Here is a 26,394-nt window from a genome sequence, read left to right as displayed (position 1 = left end):
CTAGTAGAGCACCTGTGGTAGGCGTTCAATCAGGCCGAAGAAGTATTCCATCAACATTTGGGTCATCCAATGGCCGAACAACATTAAAGCCAACAAGGTAACAATTAAACGCGGTAAGAAACTCAGCGTTTGTTCGTTGATAGAGGTTGCCGCTTGGAAAATAGCGACGACAAGACCAATAAGCAAACTTGGGATAATGATGGCACAGACCATGATCAGCACCATCCAAAGTGCGTCACGGAAAAGCTCGACAAACATTTCTGGAGTCATGTCTTACCCTCTTCTCTCTGTGCCAATCTAAAGGGCAAAACTGCCGGCGAGTGTCGACAATATCAAGTTCCAACCATCCACCAGCACAAACAGCATCAGCTTAAATGGTAGCGATACGATCATTGGTGAAAGCATCATCATACCCATGGCCATCAACACCGAGGCGACAACCAAGTCGATGATCAAAAACGGTAGGAATAACATGAAACCGATCTGGAACGCAGTCTTAAGCTCTGAGGTAATGAAAGCAGGAATCAACACCGCCATCGAAACGTCTTCTGGGTTTGTCACCTCTTCGCCAGACATATTGACGAACGTTTCCAAATCTTTAATTCGAGTCTGTTTAAGCATGAACGCTTTCATCGGTGCTTGCGCCGCATCAAAGGCTTCACGTGCTGTCACTTGCTCGTTCAAATAAGGCTGTACCGCTTGATCGTTAATTTCATTCAAGACAGGCGACATGATAAAGAACGTCAAAAATAGCGCGATACCAATAATGACTTGGTTAGAAGGCGTTTGTTGTAGACCCATGGCCTGTCGCAAGATGGACATCACCACCACGATACGGGTAAACGACGTCATCAAAATCACCATGGCTGGCAAGAAGCCAAGCATGGTCATCAACGCAAGAATTTGTAGAGTAACCGAATAGTCTTCGCTGCCATCGGCATTGGTCGTCATGGTAAAGGCCGGTATCCCTCCACCATTGCCCACTGACATACTTCGACTTGAGCCCGATTCGTTTTCCATCGCCTGAACCGTCACACTATCACCTTGTGCAAGATTAGAAGGCAATGGCGATTCCTCTGCCTGCGCAAACGAAAGTGAAGAAAACAGCACGCCAACGAGCAACATAAAAGTACTCAGCATTAGGCGGATTGAATTATCCTTTGTCATGTTTTTTTATCAGTTGGCTAAATTGACTCGCGAAAGCGCTGGTCGCCAACTCTTCCTCTTTCAATGGCTTTTCAAGCTTGGCTAGGGTTTGGATAGATTGGCTGGTAATACCGACCAAAAACTGTTCTTCCCCGACTTGCACAACCGCAATGCGCTCTTTGGTACCGACTGGTAACTGGCTAACAATTCGTAGCCCTTTTTGTTGACCCATTGCCGGTACTTGCATGCGCTTTAGCAACCAAGCCAGAAATAGAATCACACCAATAACCAGCACTAAAGAACCTAACGTGGTCGCGAGATCCAAACTCGTTGGCGCGGCAGCAAATGCGTAAGGAGCACTCAGCATTAAGCCGAGTGCTCCTGTAATTTGCTTCAATCGCGTTTTGATTGAACTGCTCATATTAACGCAGCTTTTTGATGCGTTCAGTTTGGCTGATCACGTCAGTTAGACGAATACCAAACTTATCGTTGACGACAACGACTTCGCCGTGCGCAATCAAAGTACCGTTAACCAGTACATCGAGCGATTCACCCGCGAGGCGATCAAGCTCTACAACCGAACCTTGGTTCAATTGCAGTAGATTACGGATACTGATTTGTGAGCGCCCTACTTCCATCGAAATAGTCACTGGAATATCCATGATGGTGTCGAGCTTGCGACGCTCATCTTCCGTAATTGGAGCCGAGGTGTCTTTTAACTCTTCCAGTGGCGCTGCCAATATTTCATCAACATCAATTGAAGGTGCAGACGGGTCTTCGCCAAGAGCGGCTGCCCATTCGTCTGCTAGCTTTTGATCGTCACTTGGTTCCATTTTTCTGTCCTGTGTTAAACCTTACTGCGCCATACTTCTGGCTTCATTCTTTGTTGTCGATAACAGAGAACAAAGCGAGGCGATTGTAATGAGTAAGGGTTTTAATCGTCTGTATCGTCGTCGTTTTCAAGTTCAGACATGATGTCTTTACCCAAGAACGCTAAATCTGTTTTTACTACGTGTGGGCGTTCGATCTCTTCAGAGATCTGCACCGCCATCTTGTCTTCGGAGCGACCCATTTTCACACGGTAAGTTGGTAAGTCTTCGATGAACATGGTGGCGTGTTCTGGCATTTCAATCGGGATCACGTCGCCCGGTTGCAGCTCCATCAAATCACGCAAAGAGATGTCTTTCTCTAGCAGATTCACACGGAAGTTGACTGGGCAATCCATGATCTCTTCACGCAGTGCCGAGCTCCAACGTACGTCAGTTTCCATCTTGTCGGATTGAACACCCGCATCAAGCAGTTCGCGGATTGGTTCTACCATCGAATAAGGCATGACCACGTGGAAATCACCACCGCCGCCATCGACTTCGATATGGAATGAGCTCACGACGATCACTTCGGTCGGGCTGACGATGTTCGCCATGCTTGGGTTTACTTCAGAATCGAGGTATTCAAATTCCACACCCATTACCGGCGACCACGCTTCTTTGTAGTCTTCGAAAACAATTTTCAGCAGAAGCTGGATGATGCGACGCTCAGTTGGGGTAAATTCACGACCTTCAATTTTGGCGTGGAAACGACCATCACCACCAAAGAAGTTCTCTACCAGAATAAACACCAAGCGTGCTTCCATGGTGATCAGCGCCGTACCTTTAAGTGGACGGAAGCGCACCATGTTCAAACTTGTCGGAACGTACAGGGTATTTTGGTATTCACCAAACTTCATCATCTGCACGCCGTTAATCGACACTTCAGCGGTTTTACGCAACATGTTAAACAGGCTGATTCGCATGTGTCGGGCAAAACGCTCATTGATAAGTTCGAGCGTCGGCATTCGACCACGGACAATCCTGTCTTGAGACGAGAAATCGAAACTGACGGCACCCTCGGTGTCGTTATCTATGGGTTCATCGACGTCATCAACATCGTCAACCCCATGCAGAAGCGCATCAATCTCGTCTTGGCTTAATAGATCGGTCACGTTATACCTATTGAATTACAAAATCTGTAAACAGTACTTTCTCAATCACTGGCTTACCAACAGCGGCATTCAGCGCGGCTTTGATATCATCAGAGGCGCGATCACGTAGTTCAGTTCGTCCTGTTGGAGAACGAAGTTGCTCCACGGTCGCTGACGCGAATGTCGATAGCAGCGAACTCTCTATTAGTGGAGAATGGTAACGAGCTAATTGCTCATTCTCGCTGCCACGCACCATCAGTTGCGCTTTGATTTGTACCAGTCTATCGCGACGATCTCCCGTCACGTTAAAAATAAACGGTTGTGCGATGTTCACGTACGCAATTGGCGCTGCTGCCGTTTGCGCTTGTGCTTGCTCGGTTTGTGCTGCTTGCGCAGGTTCATCAGAGCCCATTAAAAAGAAAGCTGCCGCACCACCACCGATAAGCAAAACCACCACTGCGATAATGATGATCAGTAACTTACTTTTTCCTTTTGGTGCATCCGCACCCTGTAGCTGTTCTTCTGCCATTACTGTCTCTTATTGTTCTGCTTTTTTAGGCCGCTATTTTATGCGTAAAAACTAATTCCATCACGCTTTGAAACCACATTCAAATCAAGATTCGTGTCGGCATCAAAGTTTTCATCTGACTGACCAGAAAATCCACGACCTTGAGAGCCTTGGCCGTTTTGTTCCGCATTCGCGTAGCCACTTTGTTGCTGACCACTGCTCTGTTGTTGAACCGACGAATCCGCCAATTGCATACCTTGCTGAGCCAACATCTCTCTCAGGCGAGGTAAGGTTTGTTCAATCAAGTCACGCGCTTGCGGGTTTGCCACCGTAAAATGAACGTTGGCAAGATCGTTGTTCATTGTCATGCGGATCTGCATACGACCAAGTTCAGGTGGGTCAAGACGGATATCGAGGTTCTTTAGGTTCTTCGACATCATCATCTGTACTTTCTCTGCCACTTGGTCATTGGCCAATTCTTTGGTTAGTCGCAACGGTAACTGTGCCTGCTGCGCAGCATCGACTCGTGCTTGTTGCTGAGCTGTCACACCTTGTTGACCTGCTGCCGCTTGAATTTGTCCCGCTAAACCATGTTGTGGTTCCGGCTTGTCTTTCTTGCTTGAAGCACCTTTCAATGCGCCGGCAGCAAGACCTGCGTTCATCACTTTCTTGCTTAGCTCTGCACTAGAAGCAGCCTGCGCTGCTGGGTTCAGATTTGCTGCCACTAACGCTTCTGGCATTGCAGATAACGCGGCTTTGTCGGCATTTGGAGATACGGCTGTCTGCGCACTCGCTTGAGCTGCAGCGTGCTTCATGTCCTGTGTGGCTAGTTGATGAGCTTGTTGAGCCGCTACTGAAGACGCAGCAACACGGGTTTGGTTATGAGCAGCTTGATGCTCAGCCATCGCCACTTTTACATCACTTGGCAAAGCCGCGAATTGCGCTAATTCTTGCACAGGGATATCCGCAATCATTTCACCTGTTTTTAGCCCTTCAATTACATCAAGTTCTTGTTGAGAAAGCGGCTTACCCTGCGCCAAATTGGTGTCAATGATGTGCAGCTCATCAAGAGAAACGCGTTTTACTTCAGAGATTTCGGTATCGACCGGCAATGCCGTTTGCAATGCTTCTCCACCAACCATCGACTGAGCACCTTGAGCCACAACTTGACCGTTAACCGCGGCTTGAGTTGTCGCATTCACCGTTGCTTCTGCGTGAACAGCTTGAGTACTTGGCGAGTTCCAATCAATTTGCGCGGCAACGGGAGCCGCTTGATTTGTGTTTGCTGCTTGTACGTTCGCGGCTGATCCCGTCGTCAATACAACGGGTTTGCCATTGGCATCCAACATCACTTTGTCACTGCCAGTAGGTTGCGCCGCGCCGCTTTGTGGGCCGGATTGCTTAGCAGAAAGCATCGCTTGTTGCTCTGGAGTCAGCGGGGTGTCTTTTTCCTGTTGAGTAACGCTTTGCGCCAATACTGCCTCAGGTGGCAATGCTTTGCCGCTATCAACTAATTGCTCATTAGGCTTAAGCGTTTGGTTTGCTTGCTCAATACGACCCAACAATTGTTGGCCTTCACCCATCGCACTTTTCACTTGAGCATTAGGCGCCTGTTCAGAAGCGTCTGCATCATTAGGCTGCGTTTGGTTTGCTATCGCGCCTTGGGCAACTTGGCTTGAAGCACCATTTGCTGCTGACTGGGTTGCATCGCCTTCTGGTAAATTTGTTTGTTGAACACCGCTAGAAGCCGATTCGCTATCTGACAGCTCACCCGCTTTGCTGCTCGCAACTTGTTTACCGTCGCCTTGAGCAAGTAGCTCATCGGTTGATTCTGCAGATGCCACTTTCTCGCCATCCACAGCTTCAGCGACTTTTTCTTGGCTCTCACCCTCTGACTTTGCCGATGCGACTTTTGTCGCCTCATTTGTGTTTTCTGCCGATACGTCTGGCGCATCAGATTTTGCCACCGCTTTTTCGGCTTTTTGTGAATCAGTAAATACCCCGGCTAAGGTTTCAAAAAAACCTTTGCTTTCAGGGTTTTCTGCAGCAACTTTATTTGAAGAGTCGGAAACCGACGTCTTATTGGTTGCAGAAACATTGGATAAATTCACATTCATATAGAAACTCTCGTCATCGGCAGCGTTGAGCAACTCGCTGCCGGATTGCACAAAGGCGGCAAACTTAGGTCAAAAGACCCGATACTGACGGCTAAATTGCAAAAATCACGCCAACGCATAGTGTGGAATTTCTGACGGTTAAGTGAGGCAACATCAGTGGAACAGAGATCAACTTTGCGATATCCCTAAGCAGCATCAAAGATGCGTAAACCATCATCATAATTTGACTATTCATTGGTGGGAGCGTAAACAGAAGCCTTGCTCAATCAATAAGGAATCACTTTGAAAGTCACAGAACTTCGCCAATATAAAATTAAGACTGGCAAAACAGAGCAATGGTTAACGTGGATGAAAGACGAGTTGCTGCCCTACCAACGCTCCAAAGGCATGCGTATCTTAAACACCTATGTTCACACGGGTGAAGATGGGCACGATTACTTTGTCTGGTTACGTGAGTTCGACAGTGAACAAGCGCGACAAGCGATATATGCAGAGACTTATAATGAATGGTGGATTCGTGAGATTCGACCAAAGGTTTTTGAGTTGATAGAGCAAGACTCCGTCAAAGTAACCTTGCTTGAATCAGTAGAGATGTAGCTAACAGTACTAACGCAATATAATGATGAGAAACGCTTAAAAACGTTGCGGTTTTCGGCTGTAAAGCAAGGTAGAAAACTCATCCATCTGCTTTTGCTCACGCTTCGCTTCCGCAATTTGCTTTTCTTTCTCGCGCTTTTCAATCATCCACTCGTAAGACATCCGTTCTTTACGCATGTTTAACCAGTAATCTTGGCAGTTCACCACCTGCTCTTTAAAGTGGTTTTCTGCCTGCTTTTGCTTGGAAAGCGTTTCATCAAGCTGGGTTAAGAAGCGGTTTAAGTGGCCGTATTGGCTTGCGGTGAGTCCCGCCATACCACGGTCTACCAACTGCTGACAGTAATCTAAACGGTACTTTTCAATTTGCTCTACTTGGCGGTAGTAATCTTCAAGCTCCGATCGAGCTTTATTGAGTGCGAGTACGGCTTGGTCTTCACGCTCTTTTGCCTGCTCAAGTAGGAATTCCATGGCGTTATTCATACGCTATTACCCACCCAAGATGCTCTTCAACATGTTGACGCACATGTCATAAGGCACAGACTCTTTCATGCGCTGCTGCAAGTATTCGTCCAGTTTTGGCTTGAGGGTGAATGCGCCATCGATAGCAGGATCGGTACCCGGTTTATAAGCGCCAATCGAAACCAAGTCTTGGTTTTTGCGGCAAATCGACAACACCTGACGCACCGCTTTCGACATCAATACGTGCTCTTCTGTTGTGATTTGTGGCATAACACGGCTCACCGATTTCTCGACATCGATGGCTGGGTAGTGACCCGCATCTGCCATTTCACGAGACAAGACAATGTGACCATCGAGGATCGCACGTGACGCATCGGCGATCGGATCTTGCAGATCGTCACCTTCGGTCAAAACGGTAAAGAACGCGGTGATCGAACCTTGATCATCACCACCGTTACCTGCACGTTCCACCAAGGCTGGCAGTTTAGCAAACACCGAAGGCGGATAACCTTTGGTTGCAGGCGGTTCACCCACAGACAACGCAATCTCACGCTGAGCTTGAGCAAAACGCGTAAGAGAGTCCATCAGTAGAAGAACATCTAATCCTTGGTCACGGAAGTATTCGGCAATCGTCAGTGCAGTTTGACAGCCCTTCAAGCGCATCAAAGGCGAAGCATCAGCAGGAGCAGCTACCACCACAGAACGACGGCGTCCGTCTTCACCCAAAATTTCTTCGATGAATTCTTTTACTTCGCGTCCACGTTCACCAATCAGACCAACGACAACAACTTGCGCCGTCGTGCCTCGCGTCATCATGCCAAGGGTGACCGATTTACCAACACCAGAACCCGCAAACAGACCGATACGTTGACCTTTACCGACCGTCAATAAGCCGTTGATGGCTTTTAAACCCACATCAAGTGGCTCAGAGATAGGCTTACGCGCCAATGGGTTAATCGGCTCTGCATTGAAAGAAGCACGGTGATCGGTATAAAGCGGACCGAGGCCATCAAGTGGGTTACCCACACCATCAATCACACGTCCTAGCAGCTCCATACCAACGGGCAAACCCGCTTCACTGGTCAACGGCGTCACTTTCGCGCCCGGTAAGATGCCCGTGATTTGCTCACTCGGCATTAAGAAAAGGTTATCACCAGAAAAGCCCACCACTTCCGCTTCCATATGACCGGACATGGTTTCGACCAAACACAAGCTGCCAATCGGAGCACGACAACCTGTCGCTTCCAAGGTTAAGCCAACAACACGCACAAGCTTGCCCGAAGCAACCGGACGCGTAGTTAAGCCTTCAACTTTGTAGTTTTTTAAACGGTCGGCCAAGGCTTGCATGGACTACTCGCCCCCTTGATGACGATTTGCGCCACAGAAGCTGTTCAGCACGCTTTTCACGCGCTCTTCCATGCGGTAGTTAATGCTCGATTCGCCAGCGGCAATTTGTACATCACCGCGATTTAATGCAGGCTCTGCAACCAATGTCCAATTACGACAATCAAGTTCTTCTTCGCCGTACGCAGAGCGGATGATCGCCACATCGTCTGGATTCAAGTGCAAGGTGATTGGATGGCCAGAAATTGGCAGTGCTTCCACAGATTGCTTTACAGTATCGAGAATAATTTGAGGGTTGGTTTGCACTTCCACATGCACAACTTCTTTAACTAGGCACAGCACCATGTCCACCAATTGCTTTTCAACCTGAGCGTTCATCAGCTCTAAAGGTTGAGCAAACTGGTTAGCCAAGTTCATGAAGGTTTCCACCTGCTGCTGGATGTACTCTTGCCCAGCGGTCACACCTTCCGCTTTACCCAGCTCAAGACCTTCTGCATGGCCTGCTTGAATGCCTTCTTCTTTGCCTTTGTCGTAACCTTGCTTAAAGCCCGCTTCTTGACCTTGATACAGACCTTCTTGATAAGCACCTTGCTTGATCAATTCGATCTGTTCTTCTGTCAGTTCAAGCGCTTGCTCTTCTTCCGGTTCGTCAAAATTTGGCACCCAACCTGGATCGTAGTTAAACGCAGTTTGCTTGGCTTGCTTTGCTTTCGGCTCACCATAATCAGGCAAACCCCAGCGCTGCGGTTCGATCATCGCATCGTCTTCATCAGGACGGATAAATCCACGTTTTCTATCGCCAGCCATGCTTAACCTACAATCTGTCTATGTTGAAATTGATTCTAAAAATAAAGTGCTTTGAAAAATGCGCAACTATGGAAGTGCATTCCTCCCACTTAAGCAGGAGGAATAAGAAAGGATTATAAGAACTCGTCTGCGCCGCCAGACAGCATGATTTCGCCAGCGTCTGCCATACGACGAGCAATCGCCAAGATTTCTTTTTGCGCCGCTTCCACGTCTGCAACACGAACTGGTGGCATTGCCTCGATATCGTCACGCATCATCTCAGCGGCACGCTTAGACATGTTCTTGAAGACTTTCTCACGTAGAGAGTCGTCGGCACCTTTAAGTGCACGTTGCAGAACGTCTTGAGGAACGTCACGCAGCAATTTCTGAATACCTTGGTCGTCCACTTCCACCAAGTTCTCGAATACGAACATGAGATCTTGGATTTGTGTTGCCATGTCTTCGTCTTGGTCGCGGATTTGCTCCATCAAGATACCTTCGACGTTGTTGTCTAGGTAGTTCATGATTTCTGCTGCTGCCTTCAGACCGCCAATCTTCGCTGCTTGTGCACCCGCTTGACCTGCGAACTGCTTCTCCATGATTTCGTTCAGCTCTGCCAATGCTGATGGCTGAACTTCTTCTAGGTTGGCAATACGCATCATCAGATCCAGACGCACGCGCTCTGGGAACTGTGAAAGGATTTCTGCCGATTGGTCCGCTTCCAAGTACGAAAGTACGATGGTTTGGATTTGCGGGTGTTCGTTGACAATGATGCTTGCCACTTGGCGAGGGTCCATCCACTTGAGTGAATCCAGACCTTTCGAGCCAGTACCCAATAGGATTTGGTCGACCAAGTTGTTTGCTTTGTCTTCACCCAGAGCAGCCACCAGCGCATTACGCATGAAGTCTTCGCTGCCCATACCAATGTTGGTGTATTTCTGGATGTCTTCTAAAAACGCACGATGCACACCAGACACTTTGTCTTGGCTCAGATCTTTAGCGCGCGCCATTGCACTACCAACACGTTGAACCTGCTTTGGTTCCAAGTGACGGATGATGCCTGCGGCGTCGCCTTCGTTCAGGCTGAGCAGCAAAATCGCCGCTTTTTCTTCACCTGTCATGCTAGAGACATCAAACTCCGCAGGAACACCTACGCCATTTTCATCTTGAGGTACGATATCGTTAGCCATTTTCGTTCATCCAGTTTTTCACAACTTGAGCAGCAAGTTCTGGTTCGTTTGCTACCAGAGCACGTACTGCTTTAAGTACATCTTCATCTTTGTGAAGGTTAGGCAAATCGATGCTTGAACCAAACTCAAACAGTTCACCGCTTTCGATGTCGCTACCAATTAGGCTGGTTTCTCCATCCGCACCAATTGGCAAGCCATCTGGTCCGTACATTTCGTCTTCGTCGGTGCTCGCAGGGTTAAGCAGTTTCTTCATTGCTGGGCGAACCAGAACCAAGATAACCACGATGATCACCAACGCACTCGCAAACCAACGAACCCAATCGTTGAAGTTTGGATGTTCCCAAATTGGTGGATCAACCATTTGCTCAAGCTCTGGCTCAGCAAACTTCACACTAAGGACGTTTAGCAAGTCACCACGGTTTTGATCAAAACCAACGGTACCAATCAGCACTTGGCGAATGGCATTAATTTCTGATTCTGACAACGGCGTGTAAGTCACTTCGCCCGTATCTGGGTTTACGGTGCGACGGTCTTTGATCGCCACTGAAACGGTTTGACGCGCCAATGTGCCGGTTTGCTTGCGCTCGTGGCTGATGGTGGTGTCGAGCTCAAAGTTACGAGTTGATTCTTTACGAACTGAGCCTTGGCCAGTCAGCGAACCATCTTTCATCTGCGCCACATCTTGAGGAATCGACGCGTCGGCTGGCGGTTGGTTACTCAGAGCGCCAGGAATGCCCGCAACCATATTGCCGTTGTTGTAATCTTCTAGCGCGTATTCACTGCGCGTTGCTGGAGTATTCGGATCGAAGTTCTTACGAGTTTGCTCAACAGTGCTGAAATCCATTTGGATATCCACCTGAGCGGTGTAGTTACCAAAACCTAGGATTGGTAGAAGAACAGAATCAATCTTCTCGCGCAGCGCTTGCTCTTGGCTGCGCTCTAGCTCTTGTTCTTTACGACGAGCCGCAGACGCAGGGTCTTGAGAACCTGAGCTAAGCAGACGACCGTGTTGGTCCGTTACCGTAATACGAGAGGTCTTCATGCCCGGAACAGCACTTGCCACCATATCAACGATGGAATCCACTTCTTGTTGTTTTAGGTTTGCGCCTGTAGAGAGCGTTAAAAATACTGAGGCAGACGCTTCTTGGTTATGACGAACAAACACACTGTGTTTTGGCAGAGCGAGCAACACACGCGCTTTACGCACCTGCTTCATCTCTTCAATCGCTTGTGCAAGTTGGCGTTCACGGCTGAGCTTCAAACGTTCTTGTTCCAAACGTTGTGATACACCAAAGCCCATGTCTTGCAGCAGAATGTCATCGCCTGCCGCTGTCGCTTGGTTCACGCCCGCACGCACCATGCCCAGCTTGATCGAGTTGTAATCACTCGATTCCACAGAAATGGTGTTGCCATCTAGCTTGTAATTGATTTTTTGCTGGTCGAGGTAATCCAGCACTGGGATCAGTTCTTCGGTTTCGTATGCACCAAGTGGGCGCATTTCCGGTTCTTTCACCCAGAAGAAAAGCATCACGATTAACGCAACACAGATAGAGATGGACAGCACTAACACGACCTGACGAAGTAAATCGAGGTCGCCTACTGCCATATCGAATTTTGACGCACTGCGCTCTTCAAGATCTGGGTTTTGGCTATCCACATCCAAATCTGAGCCAGCGATCAGTGCACCATCTGCGCCGCCATCAGTGACGGTTAAATCTGTAGACTTGTCTGCCACACTTATTACCTAAAATTACACTGGCATGTTCATGAGGTCCTTGTAGGACTCAACGAGCTTATTGCGGATTTGTACAGTGGCATCAAATGCAACACTGGACTTGTTACGAGCAATCATAACGTCAGAAAGGGAAACATCGGCATCACCACGGTCAAAACGCGTTTGCAGATCGCCCGATGCTTTTTGAAGTGAGTTTACATTATTGATGGCTTTCGTTAGGAGATCACCAAAATCTGCCCCAACTTTCGCACCTGTTGCAACGGGAGCGGTGTTGGTCGCTTCCACCATCATGGCGCGCATTTCTGCTTGAATACCATCAACTTTCATTGTCACCTCTAAGCCAAAAGTTTGACTATTAAATAAAACTGATTATTGACACAGCAATTACTGTGCCATAAGACAATAGCGCCGTAGTGTACCCACACTTTTGTCCTATGGCTATTTATGTGAATATTAAGCCGGAATATCGATACCAGCGTCACGCATTTTGGCAAGTTTATAGCGCAAAGTACGTGGACTGATGCCTAGTTTCTCTGCCATTTCTTTACGACGACCGTTACATTCGATCAGCGTTTCCAAAATGATCGCGTATTCTTGGTCACGCAGTTCACCGCCGAGTCCTTCACCACCAGCGGCAACACGGTTGATAGATTCTGCTTGCGCGACTGGCTTAACATCCGGTACCACCACTTCTGCATTTTGTACAACACGTTGCAGGCTGCTGGCATCTTGCCAATCTACACCTTCCAGCAAAATGTGTTCTGCATCAATGTCACCGTTTTCACTCAAAATCAGAGCACGTTGAACCACGTTATCCAACTCACGAACGTTACCCGGCCATGGATATTGAAGCAGCTTATCTAACGCGACTTGAGAGAACTTAGGCACTGGCATGCCCATTTTGCTGCAATGACGTTCAGCAAGGTGCTGCGCAAGTGGCGAGATGTCGCCTTTACGCTCACAAAGTGCTGGCCATGAGATTGGGAATACGTTCAAGCGGTAGTACAAATCTTCACGGAAGTTGCCTTCTGACACGTACTGCTTAAGATCACGGTTACTGGTTGCTAATACACGAACGTCCAGTTTGATGCTCTTACGGCTACCCAAACGCTCCACTTCACGCTCTTGAAGAACGCGCAGCAGTTTCGCTTGTAGGCTCAAATCCATTTCACTGATTTCATCCAGCAAAATCGTGCCGCCTTGAGCTTGTTCAAACTTACCCGGACACGCTTGAACCGCGCCAGTAAATGCACCTTTCTCGTAACCAAATAGTGTCGCTTCCAGCATGTTGTCTGGAATCGCCGCACAGTTAATCGCAACAAAAGGACCGTCTTTACGATTTGAAGCATTGTGGATGTAACGAGACATCACTTCTTTACCTGAGCCGCTTGGGCCCAAGATCATTACGTTAGCATCCGTGCGTGCCACTTTGTCAGCTAACGCAAGTAGGCGCAGACTTTTCTCGTCCGCAACGACTGCATCACCGTTGTCATCACTTTTGATTGGTGCATAACGGCTCACCATGTTCAGCAGAACTTCTGGTGCAAATGGCTTCGCCATGTAATCAATCGCACCTTCTTTCATTGCCGACACGGCATCTTCAATGTTTGCGTAAGCCGTCATAAGAAGAACTGGTAAATTTGGCCAGTTCTGTTTGATATTGCGTAGCAGAGCCAAACCGCCCATGCCTGCCATTTGCACATCAGAAACCACGATATCCACCGCGTTCGACTTCAGCTTCACTAAAGCGTCTTCTGCACAATCGGCTTCTAACCACTCGTACCCTGCCAGAGCCAGAGTATCCACTAGGGCTTCACGAAGACCTTCATCGTCTTCTACGATCAGCACTTTGCTTTGCGCCATTATGATTCTCCAGTAATTGTTATCGACAAAAGCCGCTTATTGCGCTTCTGCTTGCACTCGCTCTAGCGGAATGCACATGGTAAAGCAGGCTCCATCACCCTGCTCTGAAATAAGTTCCAATCGACCGTCATGGGCACGGCAAACCATTTGAACTACAGCGAGCCCTAACCCGGTTCCTTGAGAACGCGTGGTAAAGAATGGCTCCATGATTTTTGCTTGCAGTTCTTTTGGTACACCCGGACCGCTGTCTTGCACAGAAATGCGCAATTCACCGTTCACCGGGCGGAAAAAGACATCTATTTGCGATTCCTTTCCAGACATCTGAATCGCGTTCATCACTAAGTTACTCAGTGCTGAAGCAATGGCGTTAGCGTTGCCTAACAGCTCAGTGTTCTCTTCTTCGACTTCTAGGAAGTAGTCGATGCTGTTGTTCTTCAGCGCGGTTTCCACCATTGGCTGATATTCGGCAACAAGCTGAGCAATGTTAAAAGGCTTAATGACTTTATTATCACCACCTTTGGCAAAAAGCAGCATATCATTAACCTGCTTCTCCAAATCGTGCAGTCGATCCATTAATTTGCTTTGGAATCGCTCTCTTGTCGCCGGAGGGAGATTTGGCGCACCTAAATTGGATGCATATAGCATGGCACTCGATAACGGCGTTCTCACTTGGTGAGCTAAAGAAGCCACCATGCGACCAAGCGATGACAAGCGCTGCAAGTCACTTACGCGAGATTGCAGCAAACGCGTTTCTGTTAGGTCGGTGATCAGGATAAGTTGACCCGTCGCAGAGGCTGAGATCGCCAAACGAACCTTACGGCCATTACGCAGTGAGACTTCATGACCATCATCTTCGCGCGGATCGAATACCACTTGGATGATGTTGAACCATTTCTCGTTGACCAGCGGAATCTCGAGGATACGGTGTGCTTCTGGGTTGGCTTCGCGTACCACACCGTGTGTATCCAATAAGATCACACCTGCGGGCATCACATCCAAAACCTGCTTGTAACGCTCGACCTGATTCTCTACCGAGTCTAAATGGGATTGGTTGGTATTATTGTCCATTCACTGCCTGTCGAAATATCGCCATTTAAAAACTAAAATAGCTTGGTAAGCAATTAGCGTACCAAGCTATTTTCTATATTTATCATAGCGTTATACTAACGACAAGAAGTTGACACTAGGAAAAGTGCGCTTTTCTTGTCGGAAAAGACAACGAGCGCAATGGAAAGTGCTTACTTCTGGTGTCAGATAAAACCTAGCGTTGTAGGTTGTATTTACGCATCTTCTCCACCAAAGTCGTGCGTCGCATACCCAGCATATCAGCAGCTCTTGCTACGACACCACCTTGTGCTTCTAACGCTTGGCTGATCATGTTAACTTCCATATCGGCTAGAAGCTCTTTCAAGTTCACGCCTTCTGGCGGTAAAGCTTGAGGGGCATTCATGTTGTGGTCCAGATCGCTTTGATCTTCAAAACTGAAGTTCTCAGAGAAGATGTCTTGGAACACGTCACGCTCTTGTTCTTCAACCGAAGTAAACGGGTTACCTTCTGGTTGGAACTCAGGAATATCACTGTAACGGTACTTGGTCGGTAGATGGTTTACGTCGACCAAACTGTTTGGGTAGAGAATGATCATGCGTTCAACAAGGTTGGCAAGTTCACGAACGTTACCCGGCCAGTTGTGTTCCATCAGCGAGTTAATCGCACGAGGAGTGAAGCAAATTGGTTGTCCGCCTTCTGCTTCCAAACGCGTCATTAGCTCTTGTAGCAACAAAGGGATGTCTTGCTTACGCGCTTTTAGCGCAGGCATCTCGATTGGGAAAACATTCAAACGGTAGAAAAGGTCTTCACGGAACGTGCCGTCGTCGATCATGGTTTCTAGATCGCGGTGCGTTGCGGCTACAACACGAACGTTTACTTTGATCGTGGTGTTACCACCTACGCGCTCAAAACAACGCTCTTGCAGAACACGCAGCAACTTAACTTGCATCGACATTGGCATATCACCAATCTCATCAAGGAAGATCGTACCACCCTCGGCTAGTTCAAAACGGCCTTTACGCGAGGTCAATGCGCCAGTGAACGCTCCTTTCTCATGACCAAACAGCTCACTTTCCAGAAGCTCTGGTGGGATCGCGCCACAGTTGATTGGCACAAACGGGCCATTACGATAGGCAGAATGGTAGTGAATGTTACGTGCTACTACTTCTTTACCCGTGCCAGACTCACCCAAGATCAGCACATTTGCTTCTGTGCCCGATACTTGTTCGATCAAATGACGAACTTCTTGAATGCCTCGGCTTTGGCCAACAAGGCTACGGAAAAGGGTATTTTTGCGCGCGCTTGCGACGACATTAACGCCTTTGCGACCAAGGAAGTCTTTGCAATGACGTAACGCTTCGCTAAGTTGCGGGTAGTTTAAAGGTTGTTCTAATTCACCGACAAAATTTGGCAAGTCATCAACAGGTAGTGGGAAAGAACCCAGAACCAGAAGGGGGATATGGTACGCTTCGTTGAGGTGGGTCATCACCGCTGTCGCAGCACGACCTGCAGAGATGTTACCAACAATGCAACCTGACCAAACACTAGACCAGTCTACATCGCCTAGCTGATCAGAACTGACAGCTTCGCAACTTTCTCCAACAAATTCCAATATATTGCTTATATTCAAACGACTTGGTGCATCGTCATCGATTACAAGCAGCTTTGCCAAACCTTGCATAAGTAAGAATGATTGCCTTTATTATGGGTGTGTTGCGGCCAGACCTTGATTTGCGCAATTGAGTGTCAGAAAGGTGGGACCACTCTCAATTAACGATAGACAAAATAGGAAAATCAGCAACAAAAAAAAGCCATTAGGGGCCACTAATGACTTCTATTTTATTTGAATAAAAAAATAAGGCAACCAAGCAATAAAGAGGTGTGAGCTTGATTGTAACTTTACTGAACGACTTTCTGTGCAATCAGACACAATACCCTACCAAATAAGTAAGGTATTGTTTTATCTATTAAATGCCTACTTCAGCAGCCGTTAAGTTGTGAAACTCAGTTGGGATCTGGTCCCAAGCTGATTTGATCTCACGAATAATGTCGATAACGTCGTCGATCGGTTGAGGATCGTTTTGGTGGTTCGCTGCCGAGATCTGAGTGATCATGAACTCGTAAAGTGAATCTAAGTTTGATGCAATATCACCACCGTCGTCCATAGACAGACAGCTGCGCAGTGCGATGATGATGTCCAACGCTTTACCCAGACGCTCACCTTTTGCAGGAATGTTGCCTGCTTGCATTGCTGCTTTACCTTGGATCAGACGCTCAATTGCACCCGCCATTAGCATTTGAATGACTTTGTGCGGAGAAGCCGCGCTCAATTGGCTGTCGACTGATACCTTTTTGTATGCTTGCAAAGAACCGCGCATAGTATTCCTCTTTTATATAAATTTTTTGTACTGCTGAAGCGAACGTTGACCATAACGGAACTTATGAAGCTCTTTACCAACATTAGTGGTCTCGTTTTGCATCAGCTCTACAATTCTTTTGGTACGAATGAGCAAGTCTTGCCACTCTGCTTCCTGCTTAACCGATGGATTGCTTTCAACAATGATTAACAGGTTTTGCAATAACTGTTCCCTGATATCGACCAAACGTTGAATTTCTTCAGCGTTAAAGTCGACTTTTTCCAGTTCTTGCGTAATTAGTTGATCAATATCACTAATTTCAATGAGTTCGTTTTTCATCTATTGACCCAGCGCGTTCATCAACGCTCCCAACTGCCCTTGCATCTTGCCTGTGGCGTCTTGCATTGCAGCGAATTTTGCGTGGGTACGTTTTTCTAAACTGTCCATGCGGCGATCTAATGCCGCTTGGTCGTCGCCCAATCTGTAGTTCTGTTCTGTCAGGCTCTTTTCACGAGTACGGATACTGCCCGTGAAGCCCGTGATGCCTTGAATCGCATCTTCCACACGTTTGGCAAAACCGGTGTTGCCGCCAAAGAACTTCTCTAACTCGTTAAAGTTGTTGTTCAGTTGACGATCCAACATGTCGTAATTGATTTCCAACGAACCTTGGCGCGTGGTGGTAATACCGAACTCAGTTAACGATTTCAGGTCTTCTGGGGCTTTCTCAATGGATGTTGAGAACACCGATTTCAGGCGCGCATCGGCGTTACGTACTGTGCTATCGCCCGCAAGCGGACCTTTCTGACCGGTTGTCGGATCGACACTGGAGAGCGCTTTTGAGGTTTGGTAGAACGAGTTGTACGCTGAAACAAAGTTTTCGATGTCTGCACGAACGCTTTGGCGATCGTACTCTACGCCAATTTCAGCTGGCGGCTTACCCAGTTCGGATTTGCCTTTCAACGTTAGGTTTACACCTTCAATGGCGTCTTCAATCACGTTGTTGTGGCTCGAAAGCTGTGCAACGCCATCAAGCAGCACTTGCGAATCCTGACCCGCTTGCACTTCAGTCATGCCTGAATACACTTCAAAGGCTTTTTGCGCCTCTGCGATCTTTGCCTCTGCGACATCAATTTTCTCAAGACGCTCACGCTCTTCAGGATCGAGCTTGGCACGATGGATTTGTTTCGCTTGCTCTTCCGTCAACTCGCCCCGCTCAACTTTTTGGTCAAGCTCTTGCTTTTCATCGGCAATCTTTTGCTCAATTTCAGCTTTCTCTTGTTCGAGCTGTTGCTTGGCTTCTTTGGTCGTCACGTACGAATCGGTCAGCGTACCAGAGGCAGCATTGTTCCAACCCGGTACGTCTGGAGCTTTAGCAATGGCTTCTTCGTCCAGCTCTAATTCTGGCGGACGGTAAGAGTCGAGAAGTGTACCTGAAGCGGTTTCAGTCCAGCCTGGGATACTGTCTTGCGGGCGCATACCCGCTCGTTTATTGGCAGCATCAATTGCTTCTTGCCCTGCTTTCGCCGCAGCGGCACCAGCTGCAGAGATCGGTTCATCCGCTGCACCATCTTGCGCATTCTCTGCCGCTTTTTGTTCTTCAGGAGGTATAGGATTGCCGTCTGCATCCACCTGTTCAGGTTGGTCTGCATCGGTCTTTGACTCTGGTTCTTTCAGAGGCCCAAGTACGGCTTCAGCCGCTTCACGAGCTTCTTCAAGCGCGTTCACTCGGTCTTCCAGAGTTTTGTATTCGAAATGTTTCAGAGGGTTACCGGCTTCGGCTTCCACACTGACTTTGATTTGATGGTCCTTGCCCGAAAGGTTTGAGGCAAGGATCAAACGCGGCCCTTCTACGTCGTTAATCACGGAAGCACGTACGCCAGGGTTATCCTTAGCGCCGTTAATTCCACGAACGACATCAACTAGCTTAGAGCTAGAACGGACATTAACGTCGAAGGTGTCATCACCAAGAGAAATCTGCAGCTTACCAGCTCCAAACTTAGCGTCTTCTGGCAAAACGTCAGAAGCCACTTTATGGCTCTGTGCAAGCTGCAACACATCGATAGCATACTTACCGGCTATAGCGTCAGTAGTTGCGGTTGCGGATACGATTTTATCATCGGTGGTTTCTACCGTACGAACGGCAAAAGCCTTCTCCTGACGAAAATTCGCCATGAGATTTTTCATCGTATCCAACGATTCTCTGAGTCGCCCATAGGCACTGATGCTGGCGTCAATTGTCATACGCTCGTTGTCGATGCGTTGCTGTTTTGGCACACGCTCGGCATCTACAATTTTGCTGACCATGGAATTGATATCCATGCCGCCAGACATCCCCAAAGGGCCTAAACTCATCAAATCACCTCAAAAACGACTTACACCTTTTCAACTAACAAACCGCGGTTAGCTGTGTGCTCAGCTAGGCGACGCAATACCACGAGCATTTCTTCATCAGGGATCTGACGAATTACATCACCGGTTGTGGCTTCGTAAATCGTCACAACGTCTCGGCCCGATTCTTCATCGACTCGAAACGCTACCCCTTTATTCATGGCGCTCACAAATTCATTCATTTGCTCGACCATTTTTTCGCGTTCTTCTTTGTTCAGCTCTTGGCGAGATTCCGCCATTTCAATCGCAGCTTGAACAGAGAGATCACGTTCGGCATCGTTCGGTTTTTCAATGGGAACGGTGCCGTTAGAACTTGCTGTGCTAGGCGTGCCTATGCCATTTTCTTTAGCAACTTTTGTGCCACTCGGTGTGCCGTAAGGCTGGATGTTCGATGCGTAGGAGGATATTTCCATTACAATCTCCCTTCCACCTTATGAGCTAACGATTAGGTCTATCGCTTTGGTGATGGTATCACTAGGCTGAGTCGACCCAATTAGCCCAACAAGCTCAGCGCTGCAGATGGTGACTGCTTCGCTTGTGCCAAGATTGAAGTACTTGCTTGTTGAAGGATTTGCGACTTAGTCATTGCTGTCGTTTCCTTCGCGTAGTCAGTATCTTTAATACGGCTGTTAGACGCGTTAACGTTCTCGTTAATGTTGTCTAGGTTGCTGATAGCGTGGTTGAAACGGTTTTGGAATGCACCAAGAGACGCACGTTGGCTATCTACTGATTTTAGTGCGCCATCAATGATAGCTACCGCTTCTTGAGAACCTGCAACTGTTGTTACGTCGATGTCTTTAACTGTTACGTCTTTTGCATCGCCGAAACCAATTTCACCCGCTAGGTTGCCAGAGAACTCAACATCGCCAGTTACTTTTTGAGAAGCAGCAAATACTTGTAGCTTACCGTCTTCGCCTACTGATGCTTTCACATCGTCGCTCTGACCGTTGATGTAAGTTGCTAGCTGCTCGATATCATCGCCTTGTTTCGCGTTGATAGTCAGCTCTTTCTCTTCACCTTGCTTGTTGGTGTAGCTCATCTTAAGTTCAGTTTTGTCACTTACTGTCCAAGACGCGTCTTTACCATCTTCTGCTGCGTAGCTCTTACCGCCCATTGCAGAAGTATCAGAACGTAGGTTGCCCATAGAAAGCATTACTGCTTCACCAGAGTCCGCACCGATTTGGAAAGATTGAGTACCGTAAGTACCGTTAAGAAGCTTGTTACCACCGAAAGAGGTTGTTTCAGCAATACGGTTTAGTTCGTCGTTAAGTGCTGTAACTTCTTCTTGGATCGCTACACGTTCTGATTTTGAGTTCGAACCGTTCGCAGATTGAAGCGATAGGTCACGCATACGTTGTAGGATGTTGGTAGATTCATTCATTGCACCTTCAGCAACCTGTGCAATAGAAATACCGTCGTTCGCGTTTTTCACAGCCATGTCTAGACCACGGCTCTGTGCGTTCAAACGGTTAGAAATCTGTAGACCGGCAGCATCGTCTTTCGCGCTATTGATTTTATAACCCGAAGACAAACGCTCCATTGATTTTTGTTGACCTTCAGCCGCTTGGTTTAGGTAACGCTGTGCGGTCATCGCAGAAACGTTAGTATTAACGTTAATCGCCATAGTTGATCTCCTTAAGGCTTTAGTTGATGCACCGTCGTGTCTCTCACCTCACTTAGGTACATCTCATTTCTCTCAGTCCCTTTAACGGCGGCCTATAAATATCCTTTAGGAGAAATTTTCAATTTTTTGCGATTATTTTCTTTGGCTTACTGAAGTGTGATGAATCTCTAATATTGTAACTGGAAGTAACTCAAGCTTATCCAAACCTAAAAAACGGACATAAAAAAACCCAGCCGAAGCTGGGTTTACTCGCTCATCTCTCACCACGAGCCAATGAGGTTCTTGTCTTAAGTTAGAAATTAACCTAGAAGACTTAGCGCTGAGTTAGGCGCTTGTTTCGCTTGCGCAAGGATTGAGCTTGACGCTTGCGATAGAATTTGTGACTTGGTCATTTGAGTCGTTTCTTTCGCGAAGTCTGTATCTTTGATACGGCTCTTCGACGCGTTCACGTTCTCGTTGATGTTATCCAAGTTGCTGATTGCGTGGTTGAAACGGTTTTGGAAAGCACCTAGCTCTGCACGGTGGCTGTCTACGTATTTCAATGCCGCATCAATGATAGCCACAGATTCTTGTGCGCCACCTACTGATGTTACGTCGATAGTATCAACCGTTACTTTCTTACCGTCGCTTAGACCTAGCTCGCCAGATAGGCCGCCAGAGAATTCTACGTCGCCTTCTACTTTGTTGTTACCAGCGAAAACTTGCAGCTTACCGTCTTGGTCTACTGACGCTTTTACTAGGTCAGTCTGACCATTGATGTACGTCGCTAGCTCTTCGATATCGTCACCCGCTTTCGCGCTGATGTTGATTTCTTGCTCTTGACCAAAGCTATCAGTCAGGCTGATTTTCAGGTCGTTTTTGCCAGCTTCAACGTTCCAGTTTTTGTCTTTACCGTTTTCAGCTTGGTAGCTCACGCCGCCCATCATTTTGTTGTCTGAGCGCATGTCTTTTAGGTTAAGCATTACTGCTTCACCGTTGTCCGCACCGATTTGGAAAGACTGAGTGCCGTAAGTACCGTTAAGTAGACGGTTACCACCGAAAGATGTCGTTTCAGCGATACGGTTTAGTTCGTCGTTTAGTGCCGTTACTTCTTCTTGAATCGCAACACGCTCAGATTTTGAGTTAGAGCCGTTAGCAGATTGAAGAGATAGGTCACGCATACGTTGTAGGATGTTAGTTGTCTCGTTCATTGCACCTTCAGCAGTTTGTGCAATAGAGATACCGTCGTTCGCGTTACGAACAGCCACATCCAGGCCACGGCTTTGTACGTTCAAGCGGTTCGAGATTTGAAGACCCGCAGCGTCGTCTTTCGCGCTGTTGATTTTGAAACCTGAAGACAAACGCTCCATAGAAGTTTGTTGTGCTGAGTTTGCGTTGTTTAGGTAACGCTGAGCGGTCATCGCTGATACGTTTGTGTTTACATTCACTGCCATGGTGATTTCTCCAATTGATTTTCCGATGTAGCGGTTTCCGACGTCTCGGAAAACCAAGTAGTTCTCTCAAAGTTACTTTTATTAACGGCGCATGCCCTGTTTTCTTTAGAAAAAATTTTAGATTTTTTTGAAAATAATTCGTTTGGAGAGGTAATCGTGACGAAGCGGATAAAAAAGCAAAAAAACTTTCATTTTTCGCTAAAGCTTCTTTTCGAATTGTCGATACAGGCTGATTTTGCGTTAAATTCGTGTGGTGCGAACCATTAACCAAGCAGCGTCAAAGCAAGGTTTGGCGCTTGTTTTGCTTGTGCCAGAATCGAAGTGCTGACCTGTTGTAAGATCTGCTGCTTCACCATTTGCGTGGTTTCTTTTGCGTAATCAGTATCTTGAATGCGGCTGTTCGAAGCCGCTAGGTTTTCGTGGATATTATCCAGATTATTGATCGCATGATTAAAGCGGTTTTGATAGGCACCTAACTCAGCACGATGGCTATCAACGTACTTCATCGCAGTATCTAGGACGGCCACGGCTTGTTGCGCACCACCGACAGACGTAATGTCGATGTTATCAACCGCATCGTAACCTTTTAGCTGTAACCCCAGTTCACTCGCTAAATCACCTGAAAACGATAAAGTGCCTGAAGTTTCTTCTCCAGCCATAAATAGCTGTAGCTGACCTTCTTCATTCACTGATGCCGTGACCTTGTCAGTTTGACCATTGATATAAGTCGCAAGCTCTTCGATATCGTCGCCAGCTTTGGCATTAATTTGAATGGTTTCCGTTTCACCAAAACGATTCGTAAATGACATACTAAGATCATTCGCACCGTCTTTTACTTTCCAATCAGAGCTTGCACGTCCGTTTGCAATGTAACTAAAACCGCCCATATCAATGCCATCACTGCGCATCGACTTTAATTCAACTTGCACGGCTTCACCTGACGCTGCACCGATTTGAAATGCCGACTTACCAAAGCTGCCATTAAGCAGTTTGCGACCACCAAAAGAGGTAGTTTCCGCAATGCGGTTTAGCTCATCGTTAAGTGCAGAGACCTCTTCTTGCAGCGCAGTACGTTCCGCTTTACTGTTTGAACCGTTAGCAGACTGGAGCGACAAATCACGCATACGCTGCATGATGTTAGTCACCTCATTCATAGCGCCTTCCGCAGTTTGCATGATGGAAATACCATCGTTCGCGTTACGCACGGCAACATCTAAACCACGCATTTGCGATTGTAAGCGGTTAGAGATTTGCAGACCCGCAGCGTCATCCTTTGCGCTGTTAATACGCTTCCCTGAAGACAAACGCTCCATGGATTGGTTCAGCATGTCAGTTGCACTGGTCAAATGACGCTGTGCGACAAGTGCTGCCACATTGGTATTAACGGTGATCGCCACAAATATTGGTCCTGAAATTAAGGCTTTGGATACTTATCGACCAAATTGCAGAAAGGTTTAGTGTTTTTTGGAAAAGAGATGGAGTTACGCATTTCCTGACGAGACAGCGAATAGCAAAAAGCCTAGTGATGCTGCACTAGGCTTTGTGTTTATTAATAGTGAAGACTCAGACTACTTTCGAACTTCACGAGTTGAGTTGGCGGCAAGAATGACTGTTACATAGCTCACTCGTTGTCCGTTAACGAGCTTGTGCTCAGAAGGAACAGACTGCCCATCAACAACAAGCGTCGGGTAATCGCCATAGAACCAAGCTTCCCACTCTAAGTTTTGCTCAGAGGTATTGGTTAGCGCCGACCGCTCCAAACCATCATGGCGCAAAGTTAACTCGTGCTCTCCCATCGGAAGTTGCTCAACTTGAAGCCAGTCAATATCGGTTGTTAGGTGTGACGCGGTTACAACTCGATGATTTGCCGCATCAGGCTTGATGCCCATCAACCCTTCAATGGTATTCGAAATAAAGGTAAAAGAGATTTCAGGATAGTCACCGTTAGTACCTTGAGTTGGACGTTCATGGGGCTCGTCTTTGATATCCATGATGTACTGCATCCACTTCCATGCTTCCGCATTACGATTGTAAGGGAAGTAGGTTTCTGGGATATAAGTGTAAGCCTCAATGTTGTATGGCGCTTCCGGCGTACTTCCAATTCCATCACCCAGATTTTCTGCAATAAAGTCTAAGTAGCGGTCGTTACGTTCTCCAGGCTCAGTGATCAGCTTCATTGGCATGAACCAACTGTTTTCTTTACCGAAGTCATTCATACGGAAGCCGTCACGCTGAACGATATTCACGTAATTGTCCTGCGGTTTATTTGGCTCCGCAATACTCCATTCTTCATTAAAGAAGTCTTTAAGTTGCTGTGCTTTCTCTTGCCAAAGCGCCGCCTCGCTGTACTCTTCACGAGCCCCAAGCATTGCAGCATACGCGACCGTCGCTTGGTATTGAGAGCCTATGCCATCACCGGCTTCAATTGGGAATTCGCCACGCTCGTTGTAGGTTGCGGAGCCTTCAAAAATACCACCATAACCCTCGGCAATACCGTTAGGATCTTGATCGTCGTGAAGTGCGATATAGTCCGTTAGCACCTTGGTGTAGAAACGCCATAAGTCTGGGTCTTCGATGTATCGCTTGTCTCCTGTCCATTGATATTGCTTCCATGCTTTTTCTACAAACTCAAATTGAGCAGGCACTTCACGTACAAACCAGCTGTCATCTTTGTAATCAATGGTATGTGGCGTGCCATCAAAGTTAACCGCCCACAAGGTATACCATTTTCTCGATTCCGTGGAATGCTTAGCAAAGGTCTTAAACATCGAAAAGTTTTCGGCATCTAGACCTGCGATTTTGGCTCCGCTAGCTTGATGTAAGAAGTCACGAGAGTAGAAAGCCGTTCGGTCAAAATAACCAGCCCAGTAAGATGGAATGTAGTCTGCGGTGCCATCACCATCATTATTGTTCTCATCACGGTTAACCAGATCATGCTGCCCCGTCATAACGAAGCGATGTGTTTTATCAATTGCCCATTCAAACGAATCTTGAAGTTTCTGGTTCGAGGACGTGACGACAACCTGCTTCTCTTTTTCAATCGCCGTTAATGTCCATTTTTCTTCTTTACCATTTGCATCTGTTACTACCGCTTGCACTGGTTGAGTAAAGTCCACGACTTCACCCACATCCAAGCTTGATCGACTTTGTTCAGAAACCAAAAGTGTACTCACCGTTATGGCACTTAAATCGGTGCCATAAGGGACTTGGAACTCGACGGTTCGCTGAGTTTTATCAATGCCCGTCACACCGACCTGTTGCTTGGCTTTAAATTGAATGATTTGATTAAAACTAACAGGCTGGCTCTTGTTCACTCTTACCAAAGACACACTGTCGACGCTCACCCCTCCGACATCAGATCCCGTAAACCAGACTTTAATTTGCTCGCCTTTCTCTAGTGGAATAGCTGGCAGAGTATTTGGCTTATATATTTCCCCCTCTGTCTTTTCGTCTTTGGTTTTTTCAATCGTCTGGCTGACTAGAACCTCATCGGTCAGATTACTCAAACCAAGAATGGCGTCATCACTTGGGCTGCTGATGAAGGCGGATAAATCATAAAAGCCCGTCTCAGGAACGGTGACTGTTTGGCTTACATGATGGTTGGTTCCGGTGGCAATCCTCGCCATCGACTCACCAACATAAGCGTCTTCATACTTCACATTGGCAAACCAGTAGCTCCACCCTAAACCGTCGTTTTCAAAGGTAGAATTTGAGACAAGGTTATCGCCTTTCGAAGAGTCATCATCAGACGAGCTATTACAACCAGACAAAGCAAGGGCGACAAGAATCGCTGAAGCAAGTATTTTCAGTTTCATTTTTTTCTCGTTCGTAGGGATAGCG

The 26,394-nt window shown here is 47.4% G+C and carries 25 protein-coding genes; 1 reads left to right on the top strand and 24 read right to left on the bottom strand.

Going from position 1 to position 26,394, the window contains the following annotated elements:
• The 7 genes from fliQ to A9237_RS12860 form a co-directional block, all read right to left on the bottom strand.
• Positions 1-270 carry a flagellar biosynthesis protein FliQ gene (gene fliQ / locus A9237_RS12890; RefSeq protein WP_005433008.1) on the bottom strand — a complete coding sequence of 90 codons (270 nt, stop codon included), beginning with the start codon at positions 268-270 and terminating at the stop codon, positions 1-3.
• A gap of 27 nt (positions 271-297) precedes the next feature.
• On the bottom strand, positions 298-1,167 hold the full coding sequence (fliP, locus tag A9237_RS12885) for a flagellar type III secretion system pore protein FliP (RefSeq protein ID WP_032802991.1): 870 nt from the start codon (positions 1,165-1,167) through the stop codon (positions 298-300).
• Complete coding sequence (fliO, locus tag A9237_RS12880) at positions 1,154-1,567, bottom strand: flagellar biosynthetic protein FliO (RefSeq protein WP_005438699.1); 414 nt, start codon at positions 1,565-1,567, stop codon at positions 1,154-1,156. The genes fliP and fliO overlap by 14 nt, the downstream gene beginning before the upstream one ends.
• Position 1,568: 1 nt before the next feature.
• Complete coding sequence (gene fliN, locus A9237_RS12875; RefSeq protein WP_005438697.1) at positions 1,569-1,979, bottom strand: flagellar motor switch protein FliN; 411 nt, start codon at positions 1,977-1,979, stop codon at positions 1,569-1,571.
• Positions 1,980-2,080: 101 nt separating this feature from the next.
• On the bottom strand, positions 2,081-3,127 hold the full coding sequence (gene fliM / locus A9237_RS12870; RefSeq protein ID WP_005438695.1) for a flagellar motor switch protein FliM: 1,047 nt from the start codon (positions 3,125-3,127) through the stop codon (positions 2,081-2,083).
• A 7-nt stretch (positions 3,128-3,134) separates the two neighbouring features.
• Positions 3,135-3,635, bottom strand: a complete 501-nt coding sequence (gene fliL, locus A9237_RS12865; protein WP_005438693.1) for a flagellar basal body-associated protein FliL — start codon at positions 3,633-3,635, stop codon at positions 3,135-3,137.
• A 38-nt stretch (positions 3,636-3,673) separates the two neighbouring features.
• Positions 3,674-5,731 (bottom strand): flagellar hook-length control protein FliK, encoded by a 2,058-nt coding sequence (locus A9237_RS12860; protein ID WP_078608319.1) that lies wholly within the window; start codon positions 5,729-5,731, stop codon positions 3,674-3,676.
• Positions 5,732-6,013: 282 nt separating this feature from the next.
• Here A9237_RS12860 and A9237_RS12855 point away from each other — a divergent pair, with 282 nt between their 5' ends.
• A complete protein-coding gene (locus tag A9237_RS12855) occupies positions 6,014-6,328 on the top strand; it encodes an NIPSNAP family protein (RefSeq protein WP_078608318.1) in 315 nt (104 codons plus the stop codon).
• A 36-nt stretch (positions 6,329-6,364) separates the two neighbouring features.
• Here A9237_RS12855 and fliJ read toward each other — a convergent pair whose 3' ends face one another.
• The 17 genes from fliJ to A9237_RS12765 form a co-directional block, all read right to left on the bottom strand.
• On the bottom strand, positions 6,365-6,808 hold the full coding sequence (fliJ, locus tag A9237_RS12850) for a flagellar export protein FliJ (RefSeq protein WP_038896140.1): 444 nt from the start codon (positions 6,806-6,808) through the stop codon (positions 6,365-6,367).
• 6 nt (positions 6,809-6,814) lie between these two features.
• A complete protein-coding gene (fliI, locus tag A9237_RS12845; RefSeq protein ID WP_005433019.1) occupies positions 6,815-8,134 on the bottom strand; it encodes a flagellar protein export ATPase FliI in 1,320 nt (439 codons plus the stop codon).
• A gap of 3 nt (positions 8,135-8,137) precedes the next feature.
• Entirely contained in the window at positions 8,138-8,938 is an 801-nt protein-coding gene (gene fliH, locus A9237_RS12840) for a flagellar assembly protein FliH (protein ID WP_039842490.1), read from the bottom strand.
• Positions 8,939-9,051: 113 nt separating this feature from the next.
• Positions 9,052-10,107 (bottom strand): flagellar motor switch protein FliG, encoded by a 1,056-nt coding sequence (gene fliG / locus A9237_RS12835; protein WP_005438679.1) that lies wholly within the window; start codon positions 10,105-10,107, stop codon positions 9,052-9,054.
• Entirely contained in the window at positions 10,100-11,842 is a 1,743-nt protein-coding gene (fliF, locus tag A9237_RS12830) for a flagellar basal-body MS-ring/collar protein FliF (protein WP_005438677.1), read from the bottom strand. Before fliF ends, fliG begins: the two co-directional genes overlap by 8 nt.
• 15 nt (positions 11,843-11,857) lie before the next feature.
• Positions 11,858-12,169: a flagellar hook-basal body complex protein FliE gene (gene fliE / locus A9237_RS12825; RefSeq protein WP_005438670.1), complete on the bottom strand. Its 312-nt coding sequence runs from the start codon at positions 12,167-12,169 to the stop codon at positions 11,858-11,860.
• Between the two features lie 126 nt (positions 12,170-12,295).
• Positions 12,296-13,705, bottom strand: a complete 1,410-nt coding sequence (locus A9237_RS12820; RefSeq protein WP_041057872.1) for a sigma-54-dependent transcriptional regulator — start codon at positions 13,703-13,705, stop codon at positions 12,296-12,298.
• A 36-nt stretch (positions 13,706-13,741) separates the two neighbouring features.
• Positions 13,742-14,773 (bottom strand): sensor histidine kinase, encoded by a 1,032-nt coding sequence (locus A9237_RS12815; protein ID WP_005438668.1) that lies wholly within the window; start codon positions 14,771-14,773, stop codon positions 13,742-13,744.
• Between the two features lie 193 nt (positions 14,774-14,966).
• Entirely contained in the window at positions 14,967-16,433 is a 1,467-nt protein-coding gene (locus A9237_RS12810; protein WP_005438666.1) for a sigma-54 dependent transcriptional regulator, read from the bottom strand.
• Between the two features lie 286 nt (positions 16,434-16,719).
• Entirely contained in the window at positions 16,720-17,130 is a 411-nt protein-coding gene (gene fliS, locus A9237_RS12805) for a flagellar export chaperone FliS (protein ID WP_005438665.1), read from the bottom strand.
• Positions 17,131-17,142: 12 nt separating this feature from the next.
• On the bottom strand, positions 17,143-17,448 hold the full coding sequence (locus tag A9237_RS12800; RefSeq protein ID WP_038896144.1) for a flagellar protein FliT: 306 nt from the start codon (positions 17,446-17,448) through the stop codon (positions 17,143-17,145).
• Positions 17,449-19,461, bottom strand: a complete 2,013-nt coding sequence (gene fliD / locus A9237_RS12795) for a flagellar filament capping protein FliD (protein ID WP_078608317.1) — start codon at positions 19,459-19,461, stop codon at positions 17,449-17,451.
• A gap of 20 nt (positions 19,462-19,481) precedes the next feature.
• Positions 19,482-19,910: a flagellar protein FlaG gene (gene flaG, locus A9237_RS12790; protein ID WP_061008701.1), complete on the bottom strand. Its 429-nt coding sequence runs from the start codon at positions 19,908-19,910 to the stop codon at positions 19,482-19,484.
• An 80-nt stretch (positions 19,911-19,990) separates the two neighbouring features.
• On the bottom strand, positions 19,991-21,121 hold the full coding sequence (locus A9237_RS12785; protein WP_009707381.1) for a flagellin: 1,131 nt from the start codon (positions 21,119-21,121) through the stop codon (positions 19,991-19,993).
• Positions 21,122-21,420: 299 nt separating this feature from the next.
• Positions 21,421-22,554 (bottom strand): flagellin, encoded by a 1,134-nt coding sequence (locus A9237_RS12780; protein WP_005438659.1) that lies wholly within the window; start codon positions 22,552-22,554, stop codon positions 21,421-21,423.
• Positions 22,555-22,817: 263 nt separating this feature from the next.
• Positions 22,818-23,951: a flagellin gene (locus A9237_RS12770; RefSeq protein WP_039840105.1), complete on the bottom strand. Its 1,134-nt coding sequence runs from the start codon at positions 23,949-23,951 to the stop codon at positions 22,818-22,820.
• A gap of 171 nt (positions 23,952-24,122) precedes the next feature.
• Positions 24,123-26,369, bottom strand: coding sequence for a hypothetical protein (locus A9237_RS12765; RefSeq protein WP_078608316.1), 2,247 nt, complete (start codon positions 26,367-26,369; stop codon positions 24,123-24,125).
• Positions 26,370-26,394: the final 25 nt, after the last annotated feature.

Source organism: Vibrio owensii (assembly GCF_002021755.1).
Classification (GTDB): domain Bacteria; phylum Pseudomonadota; class Gammaproteobacteria; order Enterobacterales; family Vibrionaceae; genus Vibrio; species Vibrio owensii.
This window is presented reverse-complemented; position numbering and strand designations above follow the sequence as displayed.